Below are 22,172 nucleotides of genomic sequence, written 5' to 3'. Positions count from 1 at the left end.
CCGGCCTCCGCCGGGGAACGAGAAGCGTGAGTCGTCACGTCCCCGTGAACACCGGCTTGCGCTTCGTCAGGAACGCGATCCCGCCCTCCGTCGAATCCGCCGACCCGCGCGCCGCACGCTGGTTGACCGCCTCGGCCTCCATCGCGCCCGCATAGTCGCTTGCATAGGCCGCGGTGATCGCACGCCGCATCAGCCCCAATGCCACCGTCGGCATCGCCGCCAGCCGCTCCGCCAGCGCGAACGCCTCGGCGTCGAGCGCGTCGTCCGCGACGACCTTGTGCACCATCCCCCAGTCGAGCGCCTTCGCCGCGGGCACCCGCTCGCCCAGCATCATCATCTCGGTCGCCCGTGCGCGCCCGATCAGCCGCGGCAGCATCCACGACGCGCCGCCATCGGGCACCAGCCCGATATTGACGAACGCCTGGAGGAAATACGCGCTCTCGCTGGCGACGCAGAAATCCGCGGCAAGAGCGAGGCTGCACCCGATCCCCGCCGCCGGCCCGCGCACTGCGCTCACCACCGGCACGCCCAGATCGGCGATCGCCGCCATCGCCGGATTATAGCTCCCCGTCAGCGCCTGATAGGTCGCCGCACCCGGATCGTCCGACCCCAGCGCCCCGCCACCAACATCCGCGCCCGAACAGAACGCCCGCCCCGCACCCGCGATCAACACCGCCCGCGCACCGTCGAGCGAGGCGACCGCGGCGGCAATCTCCTCGAACATCGCCGGCGGCGCCGCATTCAGCCGGTCGGGCCGGTTGAGCGTCAGCACCAGCACGTCACCGCGCCGCTCGCTCAGGATATGCTCGTACGCGGTCATGCCAGTCTCCCCCATCGATTACGCCCCAGTCCGCCAGCCCCACCCCTTCCGTTCGCCCCGAGCGAAGCCGAAGGGCCTGAGTCCCACGCACTCCGACCACGCCCAGCACGAACGGACGACGGATGCGGGGTCAATGATCCTCCCCCGGCGTCTCCATCAGCTCCACGAGCATCCCGCCAAAGTCCTTCGGGTGGACGAACACGATCGGCGTGCCATGCGCGCCGATCCGCGGTTCGCCGAGCACCGTCGCCCCCTTCGCCTTCAGCTCCACGACCGCGGCCGCGATGTCGGGCACCTCGAAACACACATGATGCTGCCCCCCCGCCGGGTTCTTGCGCAGGAACCCTGCGATCGGCGAGCTCTCGTCATAGGGCTCGATCAGCTCGATCTGCGTATTGGGCGCATCGATGAAGCACACCTTCACGCCCTGCGCGGGCAGGTCGAACGGCTCCCCGATCGCGGTCGCGCCGAGCAGCACCCGGTACGTCTCGACCGACTTCGCGATCGACGGCGTCGCGACCCCGACATGGTTGAGGCGGCCCAAAGTCATTGCGCATCCTCCGCCGCGGGCGGCGCAGGCGGCGGCGGCGGCACGACGCCGAGCGTATAGCCGCACACCCCCAGCACCTGCCGCACCATCGCATCGCTCGCCGGCGCGGCGAAATTGGCCTGCACCGCAAAGCCTGCGCCGTTGGTCGACTCGACCCGCAGCGTCTTCGATTTCACCAGGAACGTCGTCAGCCGCGTGATCGCCACGGGATCGGTGATGTATGTCCCCGTCCCCGGAAACTGCCAGTTATAGGTGAAGGCCGGCCCGCCATCGAAGCGCACCGCGACCGGCTTGTCCGCGCCCTGCCCGAGCGACTGCGGCTGGATGAACTGGATCGACACGATCGACTCGGTGCCGACGTCGCACTTCACGACGAACCGCGACAGCCCGTCATTGCCCGTGACCGAGGTGGAGATGCTCCGCACCCCCGCCGCATTGGTCCGGTCGGCGAGCTTCCACGCGGGCGTTGCTGTGCTTGTCGCAGCCGCGGCTTGGAGAAGCAGAAGCGCGATCATTGCTCGATCCTCGGGGTCGGTCGTATCCCGGACCGCATTTCCTCGAACGTTTCCAGGCGGATCAGCCGCCCGTTGATCTGGATGACCGAGTCGACCACGCGTCGCACCTGCCCGTTGGTCGCGGCAAGTTCCTCATTCAACCGCTCGACCTTGCTGCGGAGCAGGATGACGGATTCGATCGTCCGCATCGCGTCGCCGATCATGCTCATGCGACACGCTCCGCGTCGAGCAGCCCGGCCTCGCGCAGCCTGGCGTCGATATCGGCGCGCAGACGCTGCTGCCCCTCGATCGCCGCATCGAGCGCGGCGTGCATCGCCGGAAGCGCCTCGTCGAGTTCGTGGATCAACAGCTTGAAGCGGTCGTCCTCGGTCATGTCGCCCTCCACGACATAGCGCGACGTCGCCTCGCGAACGACATGCCCCACGGACATGCCGTTGCTCGCCGCAAACGCGTCGAGCGCCGCCTTGTGATCGGGGGTGGTCAGAAACGTCACGCGTTCGGTCTGCATGTCACGACTCCTTCGCATGACATGATAATGTGCTTGGCATGACCCAACAAGCCGCCCCCTCAGAGCGGGATGTTGTCATGCTTCTTCCACGGATTCTCGATGCTCTTGCCGCGCAGCTTGCGCAGCCCCAGCGCGATCCGCCGCCGGGTCGAATGCGGCTGGATCACCTCGTCGATGAAGCCCTTGCTCGCCGCGACGAACGGGTTGGCGAAGCGCGCCTCGTACTCCGCGGTGCGCGCGGCGATCTCCTCGGGCGTCTTGCCGCGAAAGATGATCTCGACCGCGCCCTTGGCGCCCATCACCGCGATCTCCGCGGTCGGCCACGCATAGTTGAGGTCGCCGCGCAGGTGCTTCGACGCCATCACGTCATACGCGCCGCCATACGCCTTGCGCGTGATCACGGTGATCTTCGGCACGGTCGCCTCGCCATAGGCGAACAGCAGTTTCGCGCCGTGCTTGATGATCCCGTTATGCTCCTGCGCGGTGCCGGGCAGGAAGCCGGGGACGTCGACGAACGTCACGATCGGGATCTCGAACGCATCGCAGAAGCGCACGAACCGCGCCGCCTTTTTCGAGCTGTTGATGTCGAGCACGCCCGCGAGCACCATCGGCTGGTTCGCGACGAAGCCGACGGTCCGCCCCTCGATCCGCCCGAAGCCGGTGATGATGTTGGCCGCATGCGCCGGCTGCGTCTCGAAGAAATCGCCCTCGTCGACGACCTTCCGGATCAGCTCGTGCATGTCATAGGGCTGGTTGGCCGACGCGGGGATCAGCGTGTCGAGGCTCTCCTCGACCCGGTCCCACTCGTCCGCGGTCGGCCGCTCGGGCACGCCCGCACGGTTCGATTCGGGCAGGAAATCCAAGAAGTCGCGCGCCGCGAGCAGCGCCTCGATGTCGTTCTCGAACGCATTGTCCGCGACCGACGTCTTGGTCGTGTGCGTCACCGCGCCGCCCAGCGCCTCCTGCGTCACCACCTCGTTCGTCACCGTCTTGACCACATCGGGCCCGGTCACGAACATGTAGCTCGAATCCTTCACCATGAAGATGAAGTCGGTCATCGCCGGGCTGTACACCGCGCCGCCCGCGCACGGGCCCATGATCAGCGACAGCTGCGGCACGACGCCGCTTGCGAGCACGTTGCGCTGGAACACCTCGGCATAGCCGCCAAGGCTGGCCACGCCCTCCTGGATGCGCGCGCCGCCGCTGTCGTTCAGCCCGATGATCGGCGCGCCGACCTTCATCGCGCTGTCCATCACCTTGCAGATCTTCTGCGCGTGGCGTTCGCTCAAGCTGCCGCCGAAAACGGTGAAATCCTGGCTGAACACGAAGACGAGGCGGCCGTTGATCGTGCCCGATCCGGTGACCACGCCGTCGCCGGGGATCACCTGGTCCTGCATGCCGAAATCGACGCAGTTATGCTCGACATACATGTCGAGCTCCTCGAACGATCCCTCGTCCAGCAGCACGTCAAGGCGCTCCCTTGCGGTCAGCTTTCCCTTGGCGTGCTGCGCTCCGATCCGCTTGATACCCCCGCCCACTCTTGCGGCTTCGCGGCGTCGTTCAAGCTCTTCGATCGTCGATGACATCGTCTCTCCGTCCTGCTGGGGGCTTTCACAGAGCGGGACGCAATGCGCAAATGCAATGTTGCAAACTTGTGCCCCCCATGTTTGCAAACTACACCCGCGGCATGACCAATCCCCCACGTCGCCTCTTCGTCGGACACCGGCTGCGCGACCTTCGCGGCACGCTCGGGATCAGCCAGGCGGCGATGGCGGTGCGGATCGGCATCTCGGTCAGCTATCTCTCGCAGATCGAGAATGGCGACCGCCCGGTCAGCGAAGCCGTGCTCGTCACATTGGCACGCGAATTCCCCGCCGACTGGGGCAGCATCGACGCCGCCGACGACACCGCGCTGCTCGTCGCGACGCTCGAGGCCGTCACCGACACCAGCGTCGCCGCCCCCACGCTCGACGAGAGCGCGATCCGCCGCGCGGTGAAGCACCAGCCGCTGCTCGCCCAGCGGCTCGTTGCGATGCACGACGCCTATCGCCGCGCGCAGGAGCAGTTGCGCGCGCTCGACGACCGTCTCGTCGCCGGATCGGGCGCGCCCGGGCTGCTCCCCTGGGAGGATGTCCGCGACTGGTTTCACGCCGCGGGCAATTATGTCGACACGCTCGATCGCCGCGCGGAGGAGATCGGCGAGACGCTCGGCAGCGACCGGATCGCAGCGCTCGAGGCGCGGCTCGCGGCGCGCGGCGTCTCGGTGACAATCTCGGGCGCACTCGCAGCGCCGTTACGCGACTATGACGGCGCGACCTTGCGGCTCGACGGATCGCAGCCCGGCGAGACCACGCTCTTCTCGCTCGCGCATCAGGTCGCGCGCGGCGAATTCGCCGATCTGATCGCCGACATCGTCGCCGCCTCCGACATGGCGTCCGAAACTGCGCGCGCGCTGCTGACCGCGGGGCTCACCAACTATGCCGCGGGCGCGATCGTCATGCCCTATACCCGCTTCCGCGCAGAGGCGCGCAGCGTCCGCCACGATATCGACCGGTTGCGGCGGATCTTCGGCACCAGCTTCGAACAGACCTGCCACCGGCTCTCGACCTTGCAGCGTCCCGGCGCGCTCGGCATCCCGTTCTTCTTTTGCCGCGTCGACATGGCGGGCAACATCACCAAGCGCCACTCCGCCACCCGCCTCCAGTTCGCGCGCTTCGGTGGCGCCTGTCCCTTGTGGATCGTCCACGAAGCGGTCGCGATCCCCGACCGCATCCTGACGCAATTGCTCGAGACCAGCGACGGCATCCGCTACGTCTCGATGGCCAAGGGGCTGGTGAAACCGTCCGAAACCTATACCCGGCCCGCGCGCCGCTATGCGGTGGCGCTGGGCTGCGAGGAAGCGAACGCGTCCGAATTCATCTACGCCGACGCGCTCGGCACCGGCGGCATCGCCACCCCGATCGGCGCATCCTGCCGCATCTGCCTCCGCCCCGACTGCGACCAGCGCGCCTTCCCCCCCGCCGCCAGCGAAATCCGCGTCGACCCCAACCGCCGCGGCGCGGTCCCGTATGAGGTGGTGTGACGACTAGGCCACCTCCCCGGCGAAGGCCGGGGCCCAGTTGGGAAACGGAAATAACGTGAGGCGACGCGGAGTCATGAGGGCCGTCCCACCTGGGCCCCGGCCTCCGCCGGGGAGGTGGTGTAGATGGCTGACCGTTCGCCCCAATCGAGCGACCCCAGACCGACGACCGCACTCAGCCCCAAAACCTGTCATCCCCGCGAAGGCGGGGATCCAAACCGGCAAACCAAGGTGGCAACCACAAAGGCCAGCCAGTCTGGCTTCCCGCCTCCGCGGGAATGACGGCGGGTCTAGGCCCCTCAATCCTTCGGAAAGAACCGCTCCACCACGTTACTCGCCAGTCGCGAAGGCCGCAGCGTCTCCGCATCAAGGCAACACCAGCTCGACTTCACCTCGGCCAGCACGTCCTCGCCGCGCTTGATGATCGTCTCGTAGAACGCCCGCGCGCCCTGCACCTTTTCGAGCAGCACCGTCGCGATCACGTCGTCGTCCAGAAACGCCGGCTTGCGGTAGGTAATCTCGTGTTTCAGCGCGACCCACAAATGCCCCGCCACCGCCTCGGCCGGGGCGAGACGCTGCCAGTGATCGATCACCGCGGCCTGTACCCACTTCAGATAGTTCGCGTTGTTGACGTGACCCATGAAGTCGATGTCGGCCGGCTCGATGCCGATGGCGTAGATATGGGGAATGGCTGTTGACACTCCACCCATATAGCATGCGCGGGGGCTTATAGCGATGACGACGCTGCTTCGACACCGACAATAAACGCTATTCCGGCCCGCGGCGCTTGTCCCTAGCATGATGCAACGCCGCCCTCTTGTGTTGCCTAAATACAACACCATCTCTGGCCAAAGACCACAGGGATACGCCCATGAACATCGACAAATTCACCGACCGCGCGAAAGGCTTCCTCCAGTCCGCGCAGACCGTCGCGATCCGCATGAACCATCAGCGGATCGCGCCCGAGCATCTGCTGAAGGCGCTGCTCGAGGACGAACAGGGCATGGCCGCGGGGCTGATCGCGGCCGCGGGCGGCGACGCGAAGCGCGCGACATCCGAGACCGATCTCGCGCTCGCCAAGATCCCCGCGGTGTCGGGCTCGGGCGCGCAAACCACGCCGGGCATCGACAATGACGCGGTCCGCGTGCTCGACCAGGCCGAACAGATCGCGACCAAGGCGGGCGACAGCTTCGTCACCGTCGAACGCCTGCTCGTCGCGCTCGCGCTCTCGCTCAACACCGCCGCGGGCAAGGCGCTCAAGACCGGCGGCGTCACCCCCGAGGGGCTCAACACCGCGATCAACAGCGTCCGCCAGGGCCGTACCGCGGACACCGCGGGCGCCGAGGACCGCTATGACGCGCTCAAGAAATTCGCGCGCGACCTCACCCAGGCAGCCCGCGACGGCAAGCTCGACCCCGTCATCGGCCGCGACGAGGAGATCCGCCGCACGATCCAGATCCTCGCGCGCCGCACCAAGAACAACCCCGCGCTGATCGGCGAACCCGGCGTCGGCAAGACCGCGATCGCCGAAGGCCTCGCGCTGCGCATCGCCAACGGCGACGTCCCCGATACGCTCAAGGACCGCCGCCTGATGTCACTCGACATGGGCTCGCTCATCGCGGGCGCGAAATATCGCGGCGAGTTCGAGGAGCGGCTGAAGGGCGTGCTCGACGAGGTGAAGGCCGCCGAGGGCGACGTCATCCTGTTCATCGACGAGATGCACCAGCTGATCGGCGCGGGCAAATCCGAAGGCGCGATGGACGCGGGCAACCTGCTCAAACCCGCTTTGGCGCGCGGCGAGCTCCACTGCGTCGGCGCGACCACGCTCGACGAATATCGCAAGTACGTCGAGAAGGACCCCGCGCTCCAGCGCCGGTTCCAGCCCGTCATGGTCGGCGAACCCACGGTCGAGGACACGATCTCGATCCTGCGTGGCCTGAAGGAGAAATACGAGCTCCACCACGGCGTCCGCATCACGGACGGCGCGATCGTCGCCGCCTCGACGCTGTCGAACCGCTACATCACCGACCGTTTCCTCCCCGACAAGGCGATCGACCTGATGGACGAGGCCGCGAGCCGGATCCGCATGGAGGTCGAATCCAAGCCCGAGGAGATCGAGAATCTCGACCGCCGCATCATCCAGCTCAAGATCGAGCGCGAGGCGTTGAAGCGCGAGACCGACGAGGCCTCGATCGACCGGCTCGACACGCTCGAGGGCGACCTCGTCAATCTCGAGGAACAGTCCGCCGAGCTGACGACGCGCTGGAAGGGCGAGAAGGACAAGATCAACGCCGAGGCACGGCTGAAGGAACAGCTCGACGCCGCGCGATTGGAACTCGACCAGGCGCAGCGCTCGGGCGACCTCGCCCGCGCGGGCGAGCTCTCCTACGGCACGATCCCCGGCCTGCAGCGCCAGCTCGACGAGGCGGCGGGCGCGACCAAGGGCGCGATGCTGCGCGAGGAGGTCAATGCGGACGACATTGCCGGCGTCGTCAGCCGCTGGACCGGCATCCCGGTCGAGCGGATGCTCCAGGGCGAGCGCGACAAATTGCTCGCGATGGAGGCGACGATCGGCAAGCGCGTCATCGGCCAGGCGCATGCGGTCAAGGCCGTCTCCACCGCGGTCCGGCGCGCACGCGCGGGGCTTCAGGATCCGAACCGTCCGCTCGGCAGCTTCCTGTTCCTCGGGCCAACGGGCGTCGGCAAGACCGAGCTGACCAAGGCGCTCGCCGAATTCCTGTTCGACGATCCCTCGGCGATGGTCCGCATCGACATGAGCGAGTTCATGGAAAAGCACGCGGTCGCACGGCTGATTGGCGCGCCTCCCGGCTATGTCGGCTATGAGGAAGGCGGCGTGCTGACCGAGGCGGTCCGCCGGCGGCCCTATCAGGTGATCCTGTTCGACGAGGTCGAGAAGGCGCATGGCGACGTGTTCAACGTGCTGCTCCAGGTGCTCGACGACGGCCGCCTGACCGACGGCCAGGGCCGCACGGTCGATTTCAGCAACACGCTGATCATCCTGACGAGCAATCTCGGCAGCCAGTATCTCGCCAACATGGCCGAGGGCGACGACGTGTCGTCGGTCGAACCGCAGGTGATGGAGATCGTCCGGTCGCATTTCCGCCCGGAATTCCTCAACCGCCTGGACGAGGTGATCCTGTTTCACCGTCTCGGCCAGGCGCACATGGCGCCGATCGTCGACATCCAGGTGTCGCGCGTCGACAAGCTGCTCGCCGACCGCAAGATCACGCTCGACCTCACCGAAGCCGCCCGCGCCTGGCTCGGCCGCGTCGGCTACGACCCCGTCTACGGCGCGCGTCCCCTCAAACGCGCGGTCCAGCGCTACCTCCAGGACCCGCTCGCCGACATGATCCTGCGCGGCGAGGTCAAGGACGGCGCCACCGTCCATATCGACGAGGGCGACGGGAAACTGGTGCTCGCGGTCGGCTGAGCCCCCGAACCGCAGGCACAAAAAAAGGGCGGGTCCCGAAGGACCCGCCCCGATTTGTCGCGTGGGTATCGGCTTAGAAGTTGAACTTCGCGCCTGCACGATACTGACGACCGAAGATGCCGTCGCCACCCTGGATCGCATTGTACAGATACGCGCCATAGGTGACGGTATCGACCGGCGGCAGGCGATCGAAGAGGTTCAGCGCGTTGACGTAGAAGCTGAACTTGTCGGTGACCTTGAAGTTCACGTTCGCATCGACCGTGATGTAGCTCTTCACGTGGCAGTCATTGTACACGGCAGCCTGGCCGCAATCCTTGTATTGGTCGCCCTGGTCGGTCGCCGACAGGTCATAGCCCGACGTGTAGTTGACCGTGGTGCTGACCGCGAAGTCGCCGAAGTCGAACGTGTTGAGCCAGTTGCCCTTCCACTCGAACGTCCCCGACCCTGCGGTCAGGTTGAAGTTGCCGAGCGTGCCCTCATAGCGCTGCTTCTCGCCGTCGATCGTCGTGCTGAGCTCGATGATGTAGCTCGCATTCAGGTTCGACGTCCACTTGACCGGACCGAAGTCATACGCGCCGTTGATCCCGAAATCGATGCCCGACGACTTGATCGTGTCGGCATTGATCAGCTGCGAGCGGACGAAGGCGATCTTCGGACGCGCGTTCGGGTTGTTGACGTCGGGTGCGTCGGCGATGACCTCGAACCCGGCAACCGGTGCGGCACCGGCATAATAGGCTGCGATCGCGGCCGAATTGTCCGGCGTCGTGATCGCGCCGGTCTTCTTGATGTTGTAGTAGTCGACGGTCAGCGACACGCTGCGGATCGGGTCGAACTTGAGCCCACCGGTGAAGCTGCGCGACTTTTCGGGCTTCAGCTCCGGCGATGCCAGCGTCGTCTGTCCGATCGAGTAGGACGTCAGATAGGCCGGGCACGCCGTCGGGCTCGCCTGCGAACAGCCTGCGCCATATTGGGCAAGGAACGCATCGGGGATCGCCGAGATCTGCTGCGTCACATAGCCCGTCGTCGGCAGTGCATTCGCCTCGCCGAAGCTCGGGATACGGAAGCCGCGCGAATAGGTACCCCGCACCGTGACCTGCTGGAGCGGCGTGAAGATCGCGCCGACCTTCGGCGAGAAGTTGCTCTGCCCGGTCGAATAGTGATCGTAGCGACCCGAACCGTTGAGCGTCAGCACGTCGAGAACCGGTGCGTTGATTTCGGCGAAGGCCGAGCTCACCGTGCGGTTACCCTTGGTACCGAAGGCGTTCAGCGTGAAGTACCGCTGCGTCGCGCCGTTATAGTCGTCGTTCGCGCTGGGCGCGTCGACGGCTTCGTAGAAGATCGAGCCACCGACCGCGACGCGCAGGTCACCGCCGGGCAGCGTGGCAAGCGACTTCTGGACGGTCAGCTGCGCCTGATAGAGATCCGACGTCGTGTCGGTGATGTTCTCGGGCGTCAGATAATCGCGCACCGCCTGGGTGTTGAGGCCCGGGTTGACGAAGTTGTAGCTGCCGTCGGCAATGACGTTGAGCAGGTTCTGGATATAGACATACCCGTTGGTCTTCACCCGCAGGTCGGTGTGCATCGCCGTTGCGTTGAAGTCATAGTCGAACCCGTTGAGGACGGTGCCCTTGAGGCCGAATGCGGCACGGTACACGCGGCTGCGGGTCTCGTTCTGCGTGACGGTGTCGGGCAGCGCGCCGACGAGGCGAGCGACCTGGCCCTGTGCCGCGAACGGGTTGTTCGGGTTCAGCGTGCCGTTCGTCGGACCGCAGTTCACGCGCGCGGCGCAGACATAGACCGGCAATGCCAGGACGCCCGAGCCCGCGGCCAGCGCGGCAGTCTGCGCCTGCGAGGTCGAGAACTGCGGCGAGAGGATGCCGGCCGGTGCGTTACCGCGGATGACCGACGGACGACCGGTATAGTTGCTCGCCGACTGGGCGAAATTGACCAGCAGATATGCCTCGGAGTCGGCACCGACCTTTGCGCTGAAACGGGCCGAGCCGCCGAAACGCTCGATGTTCGGCGTCACCATGTCGTACTTGTTGGTGTTGTCGACCTGGCAGACCGTGGTCGGCGTCGTCACGTTCGCCGGCGTGGCGAGCTGCGCGGCGGTCGGGTTGTAGGGGGTGCCGTTGAGGCAGCCCGCTGCCGGGTTCAGCAGCTGGTACCGGCCCGATGCGACCGTGTTCGCGGCGTCGGCCGGACGGACGTAGAAATTGCCCGTACCGATCGCGAAGCCGTTGAGGGCGCCGTTCGCGTCAAGGCCGTTCGCCGTGTTGTTCGGGCCGCACTGCGTGGTGCCGGTGCGGTTCGAACAGATCCCGGTCAGGTTGTCCGAATTGAAGGGCGCCGGCAGGTCGCGCTGGTACACGCCCTCGTTGCGGAAATAGAAGCCGCTGACATAGGCGTTGTAGCCCTTCTCGTCGAGGTCGCCGGTACCCGCGGTCAGCGTCAGCCGCTGGTTGGCGTTGTTGCCGTTCTCGGAGATGCCGGCCTCGGCGCGACCGCTGATGCCGTTGAACTTGCGCTTGGTGATCACGTTGACCACGCCTGCAATGGCATCGGCACCGTAGCTCGACGATGCGCCGTCGCGCAGCACGTCGATGCGCTCGACGATGTCGTCGGGGATGGTGTTCAGATCGACGAAGTTGCGCGATCCGTCATCCGACAGCGGGTAATAGGCGGCGCGCAGGCCGTCGAACAGCACGAGCGTCGAGTTGGTCGACAGGCCACGCAGCGACACCGAAGACGCGCCCGCGGCGAATGCGCCGTTGGCGGTGAACGAGTTGGTCAGCGCCGGGCCGTTGTTCGACGACAGCGCCTGGATGCCGGCCTGCACCGTGTTGATGCCGCGCGAATCCAGATTTTCGGTGGTCAGCGTGGTGACGGGCGAAATGCCGGTATCGGTACCGCGGATGATCGATCCGGTGACGACGATCTCGTCGCCGGCGGCGGGCTGGTTCTGCGCGGCGACGTCGCTCGACGGGACACCGTTCTGCTCGGGCGGCGTCGCCTGCTGCGCGAACGCCGGCGCCGCCATGGCGAACGCGAACGGCGTCGCAGCCGCGAGCAGGAGCGCCTTCTTGGTCAACGAAATGCTGGTCATCATGATCCCTCGCTTGAACCCGGTCGCCCGCATCGCGGTACGCCGGGCAATTTTCCGCCCCTTTCATCGCGCCGAAGCACGACCCCGAAGGACATGGCGATGGGATGGAGGTGCTGTCGCATCCTGTAAAGAATGCATCCGGGCGGCCGAATGCTTTGGCAATCTCGTGTAGCGAAAAAGACACAATCACTGGTGCTTTTTCTTACAATCTGTTGCTTTTTCCGACAGCAGATCCTCTCTACGCATAATAATTAGGCAAAGGCATTTTCACGTCGCACCCGCGACAGCAGCTTGGCGAGGCCACGGCTCGGGCTTCAGCGTCACTCCGGACCGGCCGCCCGAACCAAAAAAAAGGGGCGGCGGATCCGTGATCCGCCGCCCCCCGATATCGCGTCCGAAAGGATCGCTTACATGTCGATCGTCAGGCCGACGAACAGGTACCGGCCGAGCGCATCATAGATGCCCGGATAGGTGTTGCCGTTGCCGAACGAGCCGATCGGCGACGCCGTCGCGCTGAGGATCGGCGGGGTCTTGTCGAGCACGTTGTTGACGCCGAGGCGGTAGGTGACCTTGTCCGCGACCCGGATGGTGGCGGCGAGATCGAAATAGTCCTGCGCCTTCACGCGGCCGTCATTGGCGAAGAACGGGCCGGCCAGGTCGGCATCGCCGCTGGTCCGCTCGAACTTGGTCGCCGACAGATGGCGCCAGTTGCCCGACAGGCCGATGCCGCCCAGCGTGGTCAGCGACAGACGCGCCTGGTGACGCCACTTGGACATCGGATAGCCGCACTGGGCGCCGTACAGGCCTGCGCAATCGAACTTGGTGCCGACCTTGTCCGACGTGAACTTGTCGACATAGGTGCCGTTGAACGACAGCCCGATCGTGCCGATGCTGTCCGAGCGGTAGGTATAGCCCGCCGAGGTCTCGATCCCCTGCGTGGTCAGCGACCCTGCGTTGACGTTGGTGTCGACGATGAAGCCCGCATTGCCCTGCCACAGCGTGCCGTTGGCATCGCGGTTGATCGCGCCGCAGAACTGGTCGTCGGCGGTCTGGAGGCACTGCGCGATGATCGTGTCCGCACCGACGACGCCGATCCGGTCCTTCAGCTTGATGCGGAAGCCGTCGACCGACAGGTTGAAGCCCGGCAGGAACGACGGCCGCAGGATCACGCCCGCGGTGAACGTGTCGGCCTTTTCGGGGCGCAGGTTCGGGTTGCCGCCGAGCAGGCCGTTATACTGCTCGGACGGGTTGGCGGCGATCAGGCCGAACCGGTTCGCGGGAACGCCGGTCAGCGCGCACTGCGCGGCCGTGTTGCCGTTGACCAGCCCGTTGACCGCGGCGCCGGCGCAGGGATCGGTCGCACCGTCGAGCTGGACCGACTGCTGCGCGAACAGCTCCTGCGTGTTCGGTGCGCGGACCGCACGGTTGTAGCCGCCGCGGAAGCGGACGTCGGAGATCGGCGCCCAGACCAGCTCACCCTTGTACGAATGCGCCGAACCCGCGGTGCTGTAGCTCGAATAGCGATAGCCGCCATTGACCGTCAGCTCGTTGACGAACGGGCGGTCGCTGACCAGCGGCACCTGGATTTCGCCGAACACTTCCTTGACGGTGTAGCTGCCGCGGATCGGCAGCGTCGCGCCGCCCTGGCCGGCCAGATCGCCGCTCAGGAACGCGTTGTCGACTTCGAGGCTCAGCGATTCCTTGCGGTACTCGCCACCGACGTTCAGCGCGATGCCCTCGCTCGCGAACGGCGACTGCACGCCGTATTCGGCGCCCTTGAAGGTGAAGTTCGCGTTGAGGACGGTTTCCTTGTTCTCGCCCGACTGGAAGCCCGGGGTCTGGACATAGTTCAGCGCCTCGGGCGTGATCCCGGCCGCGCCGAAGATGTTGAGCGGGACGCAGTTCGGATCGGTGCCGTCGACGACCGAGCGGCAGACCGCCTGGCCGAGCGTCGCCGAGCCGGGACGCGTGTCGGTGATCGCGTCGAGCGCGCGCGTGGTGCGCGAGATCGAGAATTCATTGCGATACACCTGGCTGAACACGGTGCTGCCGAACTGGCCATAGGCCTCGTACGAAATGCCCTTGTCGATATCGCCGGTCGCGCCCGCGACGAAGCGATACTGGGTGTGGCGAAGATCCGCCTGGCGCCCGCCGCCCTCGACGTTGCGCCGACCGATCAGGACGTTCGCCTGCTGATACTGCGACCCGTCCGGGTTGGTCAGGTTGATCACCGCGCCATTGGCGTCGGTCACCAGGTTGGACGCACGGCAGAAGGTCGAGACCTGCGCCGCCGACAGCAGCGGGTTGTTGCAGTTCAGGACCCTCGTGTTGTTGAAGTCACCAGACGGCGCGATCTGCGCGACCGAGCGATCGTCCATGAACATGAAGTCGGCATAGGGCTTGAACGCGTCGCTGACTTCATACTTGGCGAGGAAGCCCGCGGTGTAGCGCGCGTCCGGACGCTGGTAATAGTTCAGCGGGTTGGCGTTGTAGAGCGTCCGCCCCGCGACGAGCTGGCCTGCTGCGTTCAGCGTATAGCCGGTCGGCGGCCCGCCCTCGGTCGCATCGCCGAGCGTGAAGTTCGCCGGGAATGCGGTGGCCGATCCGCCGCACACATAATCGTTGCCGACATTGCCCGACGGCGCGTTCAGCCCGCACGAGCTATAGTCGCGCGACCCCTGCAGGATCGCGCCGATCTTGCGATAGCCGCCATAGCCGACGACATGGCCGCGGCCGTCGCTGGTGGCCGCGCCGACCTTGAAGTTGATGTCGAACTGCGTGCCGTCGAATGCCTGGCCGCTCGGCGCGGGATAGCCGCTTGCCGCCGACAGCGCCTGGAACCGCTCGCTGCGGTTGTTGTGGTTGTTGATGCCGCCCGACACGTCGACGCTGAAGCCTTCGTAATCGGTGTCGAGCACGAAGTTGACGACGCCGGCGATCGCGTCCGACCCATAGACCGAACCGGCGCCGCCGGTCAGCACGTCGATGCGTTTGATCAGCGAGGCGGGGATCATGTTGACGTCGGCGGCCGCACTCGCGGTGCTGCTCGACGAGGGGTTGCCCGGCATCAGGCGGCGGCCGTTGATCAGCACCAGCGTGCGCGATTCACCCAGGTTGCGCAGGTTGATCGTCGCCGTACCGGTCGAACCGTTCGACACCGACGAGGTCTGCGTCGCGAACGACGCCGGCAGGCTGTTGAGCACGTCCTCGATGCGCGTCGCGCCGCGCAGCTTGATGTCCGCCGCGTTGACCACGGTGATCGGGCTGGCGGAGGTCAGGTTGGGGTTCGAGATGCGCGATCCGGTGACGACGATGTCGGTACCCGCGGCGGTCCCGGCTGCAGCGGGATCCTCGCTCGGCGTGTTCGAGACTGCCGGGGTCGTCGCTGCCGCGCCGTCGTCGCTGGTGGTGCTCTGCGGTGCGGGAGCCGGCTCGGCTGCCGGTGCAGGAGCCGGTGCGGTCTGGGCCGCTGCCGGAAGCGCCACGACGGCGCCTGCGATCATCGTGGACGCGAGCAGGCAGTCCCGAAACATATGATTCCGCATGTATTCATTCCCCTTTCGCGCCGTCGATCCGTGATGACTGACGCGATGTGTTGCGGCGCGCTCCGGCGCACTGACTGGGGGCCGGTTACGCAAACGGCAGCGCTTTTGTCCAAAATAAAATTGTAAAATAGTAACGGATCATCGCATTGACGTACCATTGTTACAAAAAGGCAACATCGTGAATCCGGCGCCCTGCGGCGGGTTTTCCGAAGGAATCAAAGGGGATATTCCGGGGATGGCGGGCCCTGCGCGCCCCCGCCGCGGATCGGCCCCGGATTGCCGAAGCCGATACGAGGATGACACGGACATGCACATATCGACACGACGCGCGGCCCCCGGCCTGCTGATCGCCGCGCTGCTGACCACCGCCCTGCTGATCGCGGCCCTGCCGTCCGCCGCGACCGCGGGGTCGCCCCGCGGCGGACGCGCGCCCGTGCTGGTCGCGCTCACCCAGTGCCGCACGCTGCCGGAGACCGCCGCGCGGCTCGCCTGTTTCGACCGCTCGGTCGCCGCGCTCGAACAGGCTGAAGCGAACCGGACGATCGTCATCATCGATCAGCAGCAGGTCCGCGAGACGCGGCGCGCAGTATTCGGCATCGCGCTTCCCGAGACGGGCCTGCTCGGCAAGGCCGAGGACCTGCCGCAGATCGAGGCGGTTCTCGCGGGTGCGTCGGTCGACGACTCCGGCCATTGGCGCTTCCAGCTCGCCGACGGCGCGCGCTGGATCCAGACCGACGACAATGTGATCGCCCGGCGCCCCCGCGCGAAGGACGCGGTCGTCATCAAGCGCGCCGCGCTCGGCAGTTTCCGGATGAGCGTCGGCGGTCAGCCCGCGGTCAAGGTCCGCCGCCTCAACTGACCGTTGCGCGCCCCCTCTGGCGTCCGGCGCTTACTTCATCGCTCCCGCCACCAGCAACGGATCGAGCTTCGCATCCCCCCAGCGCAGGCTCCAGTGGAGATGCGGACCCGTCGCGCGGCCGCTCTTCCCCACCGCGCCGACCGGCTGGCCCTGCGTCACCCGGTCGCCCGGCTTCACGTCGATCCGCGACAGATGCAGGAACGCGCTGTTCAGCCCCATGCCGTGGTCGATCATCAGCAGATTGCCCTCCAGCGTGAAGGGGTGGTCCGCCGCCAGGATCACCACGCCGTCCGCGGGCGCGACCACGGTCGTCCCCGTCGGCCGCGCGATGTCGATCCCCGAATGATAGGATCCCGCCTCGCCATTGGCATAGACGCGCTGCGACCCGAACAGCGTCGAGATCCACCCCGTCACCGGCCAGACGAACGCCTGCCGCCAGCCGTCCGACACCGCCGCGATCCGCCGCGCCGCGACGATCTGCGCCAGCTCGCCGGGGCGCACGCGCGCGAATTCGGGCGCGGGGACCGGATATTTGGGCAGGCTCGACAGCCGCGAAATATCCCAGCCGCGCGCCGCGATTCCCAGCGGTTGCTGCACGACGCGCCCGTCCGCCAGCGTCGCGACGAGCATCGCCTGCGTCCCCGCATCGCGGTCGAACCCCGCGACGAACCGGCGATCGGGCGCGACCGTCACCGCCCGCCCGTCGAGCGTCAGCGTGCGCGTCCCCGCAGGCGCGGTGCCCAGGATCAGCCCGCCCTGGCTCAGCGTCCCGGTCCAGACGAATCCCGTCGCCGCGGGAACGGTCGCAACAGGCGCCGGCACGGTCTGCGCGACGCCGCCCGACGCGAGCAGCGCCACTGGCAACACCAACGGCAACAGCAGTCCGCGGATCACCGCGGTTTCATCGCCTCGGCGGCGCCCGCCGCGGTCGCATAGGCCTCCTGCCGCTCGACGCTCCAGTAGCGCAGATCCTCGAGCAGGATGCGGTGGCCGGTGACCGCACACACGACATGATCCCCCGGGCTCAGCACGCGAAAGCCGTTCGCCATGTAGTGCAGCTTGGCGGCGCGGTCGGAATTGGACATCAGCATCGGGTTTCTCTCGTCGTCACAGGGGGAAGGATCAGAACAGGGTCGGCTGGCGCGGCGCGGCACCGGAGGCAGCGGACGGTGACGCAGACGGCGTCGGCCGGCTCGCCGGCTTCGGCTTCACGGCGACCTCGCTGTCACCCCCATCGACGGTGGCATCGACCATCCCGTCGCGGAAATGCAGCGTCAGCGCCCCCGCTGCACGCGCCGCCGCCGCCGACGCCAGCGTCGTGCCCCCCGGAGCCCGAGACGTCACCCGCGCATAGCCACGGTCGAGGATCGCATCGGGGTTGAGCGACTGGACCAGCCGCCACGTCGCGTCGAGCCGCGCCCGCGCGCCCTCCAGCTTGCGTTCGAGCGTCGCCGGCCGCAGCGCCGCGCCCGACCGGTCGAGGCTCCCGCGCGCCAGCGTCAGCCGCCGCTCGAGCCCGCGGTCGAGCCGCTGCCCGGCATCGTCCGCACGCTGGCGCTGCGGCCCGAGCAGCTGGTCGCGCTTGGGCAGATGCCGCGCCAGCGCATCGAGCCGCTCGCGCCCGCGCTCGACATAGCGTCGCGCGCACCGCTCGGTCCGGTTGCGGTGGCTGTCGATCGTCAGCCTCAGGTCGGCGAGCACCGGAACCGCGATCTCGGCCGCCGCGGTCGGCGTCGGCGCGCGCAGGTCGGCGGCATAGTCGCACAGCGTCGTGTCGGTCTCGTGGCCGACCGCGGAGATGATCGGGATCGAACAGGCGGCGACCGCGCGCACCACGATTTCCTCGTTGAACGACCACAGATCCTCGACCGACCCGCCGCCGCGCGCGACGATCACCAGGTCGGGGCGCGGCACCGGGCCGCCCGGCGCGATCGCATCGAACCCGCGCACCGCCGCGGCGATCTCGGCCGCCGACCCCTCGCCCTGCACCTTGACCGGCCAGACGATGACATGCGTCGGACAGCGATCCTCGAGCCTATGGAGAATGTCGCGGATCACCGCGCCCGTCCCCGACGTGACCACGCCGATCACCTGCGGCATGAACGGCAGAGGCTTCTTTCGGCCCGCGTCGAACAGCCCCTCGCCGCCGAGCTTCGCCTTCAGCTTCTCGAGCAGCGCCATCAGCGCGCCCGCGCCCGCCAGCTCCATCCGGTCGATCACGATCTGGTATTTCGACCGCCCGGGATAGGTCGTCAGCTTGCCCGTCGCGATCACCTCGACGCCGTCCTGCGGCACGAACGCGAGCCGCGTTGCGCTCCCCTTCCAGATCACGCCGTCGATCACCGCCTGATCGTCCTTCAGCGCCATGTAGCAATGCCCCGACGCGACGCGCTTCCATCCCGAAATCTCGCCGCGCAGGCGGACATGGCCGAATTCGCCCTCGACCATCCGCTTCAGCTTGAACGCGAGTTCGCCGACCGACATGGCGAGTGCGTTGTCGCCGGCGACCGGCTCGGCTACCAGCCGCCCCATATCGCTCGCCAGCATGTCGCTGGACACGACGTCATCGGAAAAGGGATCGGGCATGAACGTCCTGCTGTTGGGCTCGGGGGGCCGCGAACATGCGCTCGCGTGGAAGCTGGTGCAATCGGCCAGCTTTTCTCCAGGCCTCGATACGCTCTATGCCGCGCCGGGCAACCCCGGCATTGCCAGCCTTGCGACGCTCGTGCGTCTCGATGCGACGGATCACGCGTCGGTCGTCGCCTTCGTCCGCGAAAAGGCCATCGGCCTCGTCGTGATCGGCCCCGAGGCGCCGCTCGTCGACGGCCTCGCCGATAGCCTGCGCGCCGCCGCCATCCCCGTCTTCGGTCCGTCAAAGGCCGCCGCCCAGCTCGAAGGGTCGAAGGGCTTCACCAAGGATCTGTGCGCGCGCGCCGGCATCCCGACCGCGGGCTATGTCCGCGTCGCGAGCCGCGCCGACGCCGACGTCGCGCTCACCCGCACCTTCTCGCTGCCCGTGGTCATCAAGGCCGACGGGCTCGCCGCGGGCAAGGGCGTCGTCATCGCCTTCACCCGCGCCGAAGCCGATGCCGCGCTCGACGCGCTGTTCGCGGACGGCGAGGCGGAGGCGGTGATCGAGGAATTCCTCGAAGGCGAGGAGGCGAGCCTCTTCGTCCTCACCGACGGCACCACGCTGATGCCGTTCGGCTCGGCGCAGGATCACAAGCGCGTCGGCGAGGGCGATACCGGCCCCAATACCGGCGGCATGGGCGCCTACAGCCCCGCCCCCGTGCTCACCGCCGCGCTCGAACAGCGCGCGCTCGACGAGATCGTCGCCCCCACCGTCGCGGCGATGGCGGCGGACGGGATCCCGTTCAGCGGCGTCCTCTATGCCGGCCTCATGCTCACCGCGCAGGGCCCCAAGCTCATCGAATATAACGCGCGCTTCGGCGATCCCGAGACGCAGGTGCTGATGATGCGGTTCGAGGGCGACCTGATCGCGACGATGCTCGCGGTCGCAGAAGGTCGCCTCGCCGACCTCCCCCCCGCCCGCTTTAGCGCCGCCACCGCGCTCACCGTGGTGATGGCGGCCAAGGGCTATCCCGGCACGCCAAAGGCAGGCGGCGCGATCATCGGCCTCGATTCGGCGCGCGCGGCAGGCGGCACCGTCTTCCACGCCGGCACCCGGCTCGAGGATGGCGGCCTCGTCGCCGCGGGCGGCCGCGTCCTCGCGGTCACCGCCACCGGCGACGACCTCGCCTCCGCCCAGGCCAACGCCTACCGCGCGGTCGAGGCGATCGATTTCGCAGAAGGCTTCTACCGCCGCGACATAGGCTGGCGCGAACTCACCCGCTGACCCAAAGCAAAAAGCCCCTCCCCTTCAGGGGAGGGGTTGGGGTGGGGCGCATCCCCAAACGCAACGCCACTGATACCACCCCCAACGCGCATTAAGTCTCGCCCCCCCCGACCCACCCCGCTACTATAGGCAAATGAACGAAACTTCCGCGACGTCCGCCTCGGGCGACAGCCTGCTCCCCGACGGCATCACCACGCTGACGACGATCCATTTCGCGATCATCGCGGTGCTCGCGCTCTTCGTGATCGCCGGGCTGCTCTGGGGCATCAAGGCCAAGCGCAGCCGCAAAAAGGCGTCGCGCGACGTCATCGCCAACGCGCGCGAAGCCGGCGTCGAGCCCGAACCCGCGCCCGAGCCAACCGCCGACAGCCCCGCCGCCGCGGCCCCCGCCGCCCGCGAGACGCCCCCCGCGCCGACGCCAGCCCCGAAACCGACCCCGACGCCCAGCCAGTCGCAGGTCCAGACCGCGCCCGCCCCGGTCGCGGCACCGGTCGCCCCTCCGGCCCCGATCCCGGTTGCGCCCGCACCGCCGCCGATCGCCGACGCCCCCGCGCCGGGTCTCGCGCCTGCGCCGCTTTCCGACGAGCCGATCGCCGCCGCGAGCTTCGACGCCAACCCCGCCGCCGAGGCCGTCACCCCGACCGAGACCCCAGCCCCGGCACCCACGCCGACGCCAGCGCCAGCCCCGGCGGTCGACCACGCAGCCGCCCCCGTCACGCTGCTCAAAGGCCTCGGCCCCAAGGTCGCCACCCGCCTCGCCGAGCTGGGCGTCACCACCGTCGGCCAGATGGCCGCACTCTCCGAAACCGAAGCGCAGAACATCGACGCGCAGCTCGGCGCCTTCACCGGCCGCATGGGCCGCGACCGCTGGATCGAACAATCCCGCCTCCTCGCCGCCGGCGACAAGCCCGGCTTCGAAGCCGTCTTCGGCAAGCTCTGACACGCAGGCCGCGCGTCAGCGGCCTGCCTTACCCGGACAGACTATTTCCGACCGAGCTTCTTGATCGCCGCATTGCACCATGCGGGATCCTTCGGATGCTGGCTGCCCTTGCCGATCCGGCTGATGAGATACGGCTCGTCGGCGGGGTTGGCCTTGGCCACGGCAAGGAACGTGTCCATGTCGGCGGCGGCGATAAAGCGCGAACAGCGACCCGCGATTTCCATCGTGTCGCCCAGCCCACGAAGCGGGGCGGACACCGTCCGGTCATCCGCCGGCCGCACGATCACCGGTGGCGCCATCTGCCCCGAGGCAGCTTGCAGCAATATGACAAAGGCTATGATGGTCATGGCCGACACTAGCACGAACATCCGCCACCGCCCGCGTTGACGCGGACGCTGCCTCACGCACCGTTAACGAATTTCATCCACGACAAGGAAAACCAATAAGGCGGCGGACAGGCTATGCAGCAACCACGATACGGGATGGCAAAGGGGCTGCTGATCCTTGCGTATCTATGTCTGGGTCCAATCGTCTGCGCTACTGTCGCCTTCGACAAGCCTGCCATTATCCTGGCGGTCGGTTCGGCCGTTGGCGTGTTCCTTGGTCCCGTCCTGCACCGTCTGGCAAACAGCGAGCATGCGGAAACCGTCGCACACGAAAAGGTCGACGCCGAAGCAAGGATCGCCATGCTCGTGTGCGCAATCCTGTTCGTCGCCCTGTGCGTCTACGTCATCTATAGCTCGTGGTATGACTACCAATCACTTCGCGACGTCCCGATCTACGGGGTCGGAATGATCTATGCGCCGTCTCTTGTAGTCGGAATCGCGGTTTTTGCCTGCGTGCGGTACGTGTCGCGACGGCTTAAAATCTCGGGCAACCGCTAAGCGTCGAAACAATGAGCGCCCGGGTAAATCAACCGGGTCGGTGATCCGGCGCGTTCAAG

The 22,172-nt window shown here is 67.4% G+C and carries 19 protein-coding genes; 6 read left to right on the top strand and 13 right to left on the bottom strand.

Going from position 1 to position 22,172, the window contains the following annotated elements; translation table 11 throughout:
• Positions 1 to 34: 34 nt before the first annotated feature.
• The 6 genes from SOM18_RS14310 to SOM18_RS14285 all read right to left on the bottom strand — a co-directional run bounded on the left by SOM18_RS14310 (position 35) and on the right by SOM18_RS14285 (position 3,979).
• Entirely contained in the window at positions 35 to 820 is a 786-nt protein-coding gene (locus SOM18_RS14310; protein ID WP_031441844.1) for an enoyl-CoA hydratase-related protein, read from the bottom strand.
• A gap of 130 nt (positions 821 to 950) precedes the next feature.
• Positions 951 to 1,370 (bottom strand): methylmalonyl-CoA epimerase, encoded by a 420-nt coding sequence (gene mce, locus SOM18_RS14305; RefSeq protein WP_031441843.1) that lies wholly within the window; start codon positions 1,368 to 1,370, stop codon positions 951 to 953.
• Positions 1,367 to 1,885 carry a hypothetical protein gene (locus tag SOM18_RS14300; protein ID WP_042467818.1) on the bottom strand — a complete coding sequence of 173 codons (519 nt, stop codon included), beginning with the start codon at positions 1,883 to 1,885 and terminating at the stop codon, positions 1,367 to 1,369. Before SOM18_RS14300 ends, mce begins: the two co-directional genes overlap by 4 nt.
• The gene (locus SOM18_RS14295; RefSeq protein WP_037530777.1) at positions 1,882 to 2,094 is read right to left on the bottom strand and encodes a hypothetical protein; all 213 of its coding nucleotides are present in this window, start codon (positions 2,092 to 2,094) and stop codon (positions 1,882 to 1,884) included. Before SOM18_RS14295 ends, SOM18_RS14300 begins: the two co-directional genes overlap by 4 nt.
• Positions 2,091 to 2,393: a hypothetical protein gene (locus SOM18_RS14290; RefSeq protein ID WP_031441841.1), complete on the bottom strand. Its 303-nt coding sequence runs from the start codon at positions 2,391 to 2,393 to the stop codon at positions 2,091 to 2,093. Before SOM18_RS14290 ends, SOM18_RS14295 begins: the two co-directional genes overlap by 4 nt.
• A gap of 59 nt (positions 2,394 to 2,452) precedes the next feature.
• Positions 2,453 to 3,979 carry an acyl-CoA carboxylase subunit beta gene (locus SOM18_RS14285; protein ID WP_320481853.1) on the bottom strand — a complete coding sequence of 509 codons (1,527 nt, stop codon included), beginning with the start codon at positions 3,977 to 3,979 and terminating at the stop codon, positions 2,453 to 2,455.
• A 101-nt stretch (positions 3,980 to 4,080) separates the two neighbouring features.
• Here SOM18_RS14285 and SOM18_RS14280 point away from each other — a divergent pair, with 101 nt between their 5' ends.
• Complete coding sequence (locus SOM18_RS14280) at positions 4,081 to 5,475, top strand: helix-turn-helix domain-containing protein (RefSeq protein ID WP_192140550.1); 1,395 nt, start codon at positions 4,081 to 4,083, stop codon at positions 5,473 to 5,475.
• Between the two features lie 296 nt (positions 5,476 to 5,771).
• Here SOM18_RS14280 and SOM18_RS14275 read toward each other — a convergent pair whose 3' ends face one another.
• Positions 5,772 to 6,173 carry an acyl-CoA thioesterase gene (locus tag SOM18_RS14275; protein WP_031441838.1) on the bottom strand — a complete coding sequence of 134 codons (402 nt, stop codon included), beginning with the start codon at positions 6,171 to 6,173 and terminating at the stop codon, positions 5,772 to 5,774.
• 170 nt (positions 6,174 to 6,343) lie between these two features.
• Here SOM18_RS14275 and clpB point away from each other — a divergent pair, with 170 nt between their 5' ends.
• Positions 6,344 to 8,923 carry an ATP-dependent chaperone ClpB gene (gene clpB, locus SOM18_RS14270; RefSeq protein ID WP_031441837.1) on the top strand — a complete coding sequence of 860 codons (2,580 nt, stop codon included), beginning with the start codon at positions 6,344 to 6,346 and terminating at the stop codon, positions 8,921 to 8,923.
• A gap of 73 nt (positions 8,924 to 8,996) precedes the next feature.
• On the opposite strand, the gene SOM18_RS14265 is transcribed toward clpB, so the two are convergent.
• Together SOM18_RS14265 and SOM18_RS14260 are read right to left on the bottom strand one after the other, a co-directional pair.
• Positions 8,997 to 12,032, bottom strand: coding sequence for a TonB-dependent receptor domain-containing protein (locus SOM18_RS14265; RefSeq protein WP_031441836.1), 3,036 nt, complete (start codon positions 12,030 to 12,032; stop codon positions 8,997 to 8,999).
• Positions 12,033 to 12,436: 404 nt separating this feature from the next.
• Entirely contained in the window at positions 12,437 to 15,574 is a 3,138-nt protein-coding gene (locus SOM18_RS14260; RefSeq protein WP_320481852.1) for a TonB-dependent receptor domain-containing protein, read from the bottom strand.
• A 307-nt stretch (positions 15,575 to 15,881) separates the two neighbouring features.
• Here SOM18_RS14260 and SOM18_RS14255 point away from each other — a divergent pair, with 307 nt between their 5' ends.
• Positions 15,882 to 16,433: a hypothetical protein gene (locus tag SOM18_RS14255; protein WP_320481851.1), complete on the top strand. Its 552-nt coding sequence runs from the start codon at positions 15,882 to 15,884 to the stop codon at positions 16,431 to 16,433.
• 30 nt (positions 16,434 to 16,463) lie between these two features.
• Here the strand turns inward: SOM18_RS14255 and SOM18_RS14250 are convergent, their stop codons facing one another.
• Genes SOM18_RS14250 through xseA form a run of 3 tightly spaced genes read right to left on the bottom strand, consistent with a single transcriptional unit; the run spans position 16,464 to position 19,019 of the window.
• Positions 16,464 to 17,327 (bottom strand): M23 family metallopeptidase, encoded by an 864-nt coding sequence (locus tag SOM18_RS14250; RefSeq protein ID WP_414712122.1) that lies wholly within the window; start codon positions 17,325 to 17,327, stop codon positions 16,464 to 16,466.
• A complete protein-coding gene (locus SOM18_RS14245; RefSeq protein ID WP_031441717.1) occupies positions 17,324 to 17,524 on the bottom strand; it encodes a DUF2093 domain-containing protein in 201 nt (66 codons plus the stop codon). Before SOM18_RS14245 ends, SOM18_RS14250 begins: the two co-directional genes overlap by 4 nt.
• A gap of 31 nt (positions 17,525 to 17,555) precedes the next feature.
• Positions 17,556 to 19,019, bottom strand: a complete 1,464-nt coding sequence (xseA, locus tag SOM18_RS14240) for an exodeoxyribonuclease VII large subunit (protein WP_349254885.1) — start codon at positions 19,017 to 19,019, stop codon at positions 17,556 to 17,558.
• On the opposite strand from xseA, the gene purD reads away from it, so the two are divergent.
• A complete protein-coding gene (gene purD, locus SOM18_RS14235; protein WP_031439833.1) occupies positions 19,018 to 20,289 on the top strand; it encodes a phosphoribosylamine--glycine ligase in 1,272 nt (423 codons plus the stop codon). The two genes, xseA and purD, sit on opposite strands and share 2 nt — an antisense overlap.
• Before the next feature lie 133 nt (positions 20,290 to 20,422).
• Complete coding sequence (locus tag SOM18_RS14230; RefSeq protein WP_320481850.1) at positions 20,423 to 21,229, top strand: hypothetical protein; 807 nt, start codon at positions 20,423 to 20,425, stop codon at positions 21,227 to 21,229.
• A gap of 41 nt (positions 21,230 to 21,270) precedes the next feature.
• On the opposite strand, the gene SOM18_RS14225 is transcribed toward SOM18_RS14230, so the two are convergent.
• On the bottom strand, positions 21,271 to 21,576 hold the full coding sequence (locus tag SOM18_RS14225) for a hypothetical protein (RefSeq protein ID WP_152555474.1): 306 nt from the start codon (positions 21,574 to 21,576) through the stop codon (positions 21,271 to 21,273).
• A 135-nt stretch (positions 21,577 to 21,711) separates the two neighbouring features.
• Here SOM18_RS14225 and SOM18_RS14220 point away from each other — a divergent pair, with 135 nt between their 5' ends.
• Complete coding sequence (locus tag SOM18_RS14220; RefSeq protein ID WP_320481849.1) at positions 21,712 to 22,113, top strand: hypothetical protein; 402 nt, start codon at positions 21,712 to 21,714, stop codon at positions 22,111 to 22,113.
• Positions 22,114 to 22,172: the final 59 nt, after the last annotated feature.

The organism is Sphingomonas sp. CFBP9019, from assembly GCF_034045155.1.
Classification (GTDB): Bacteria; Pseudomonadota; Alphaproteobacteria; order Sphingomonadales; family Sphingomonadaceae; genus Sphingomonas; species Sphingomonas aerolata.
This window is presented reverse-complemented; position numbering and strand designations above follow the sequence as displayed.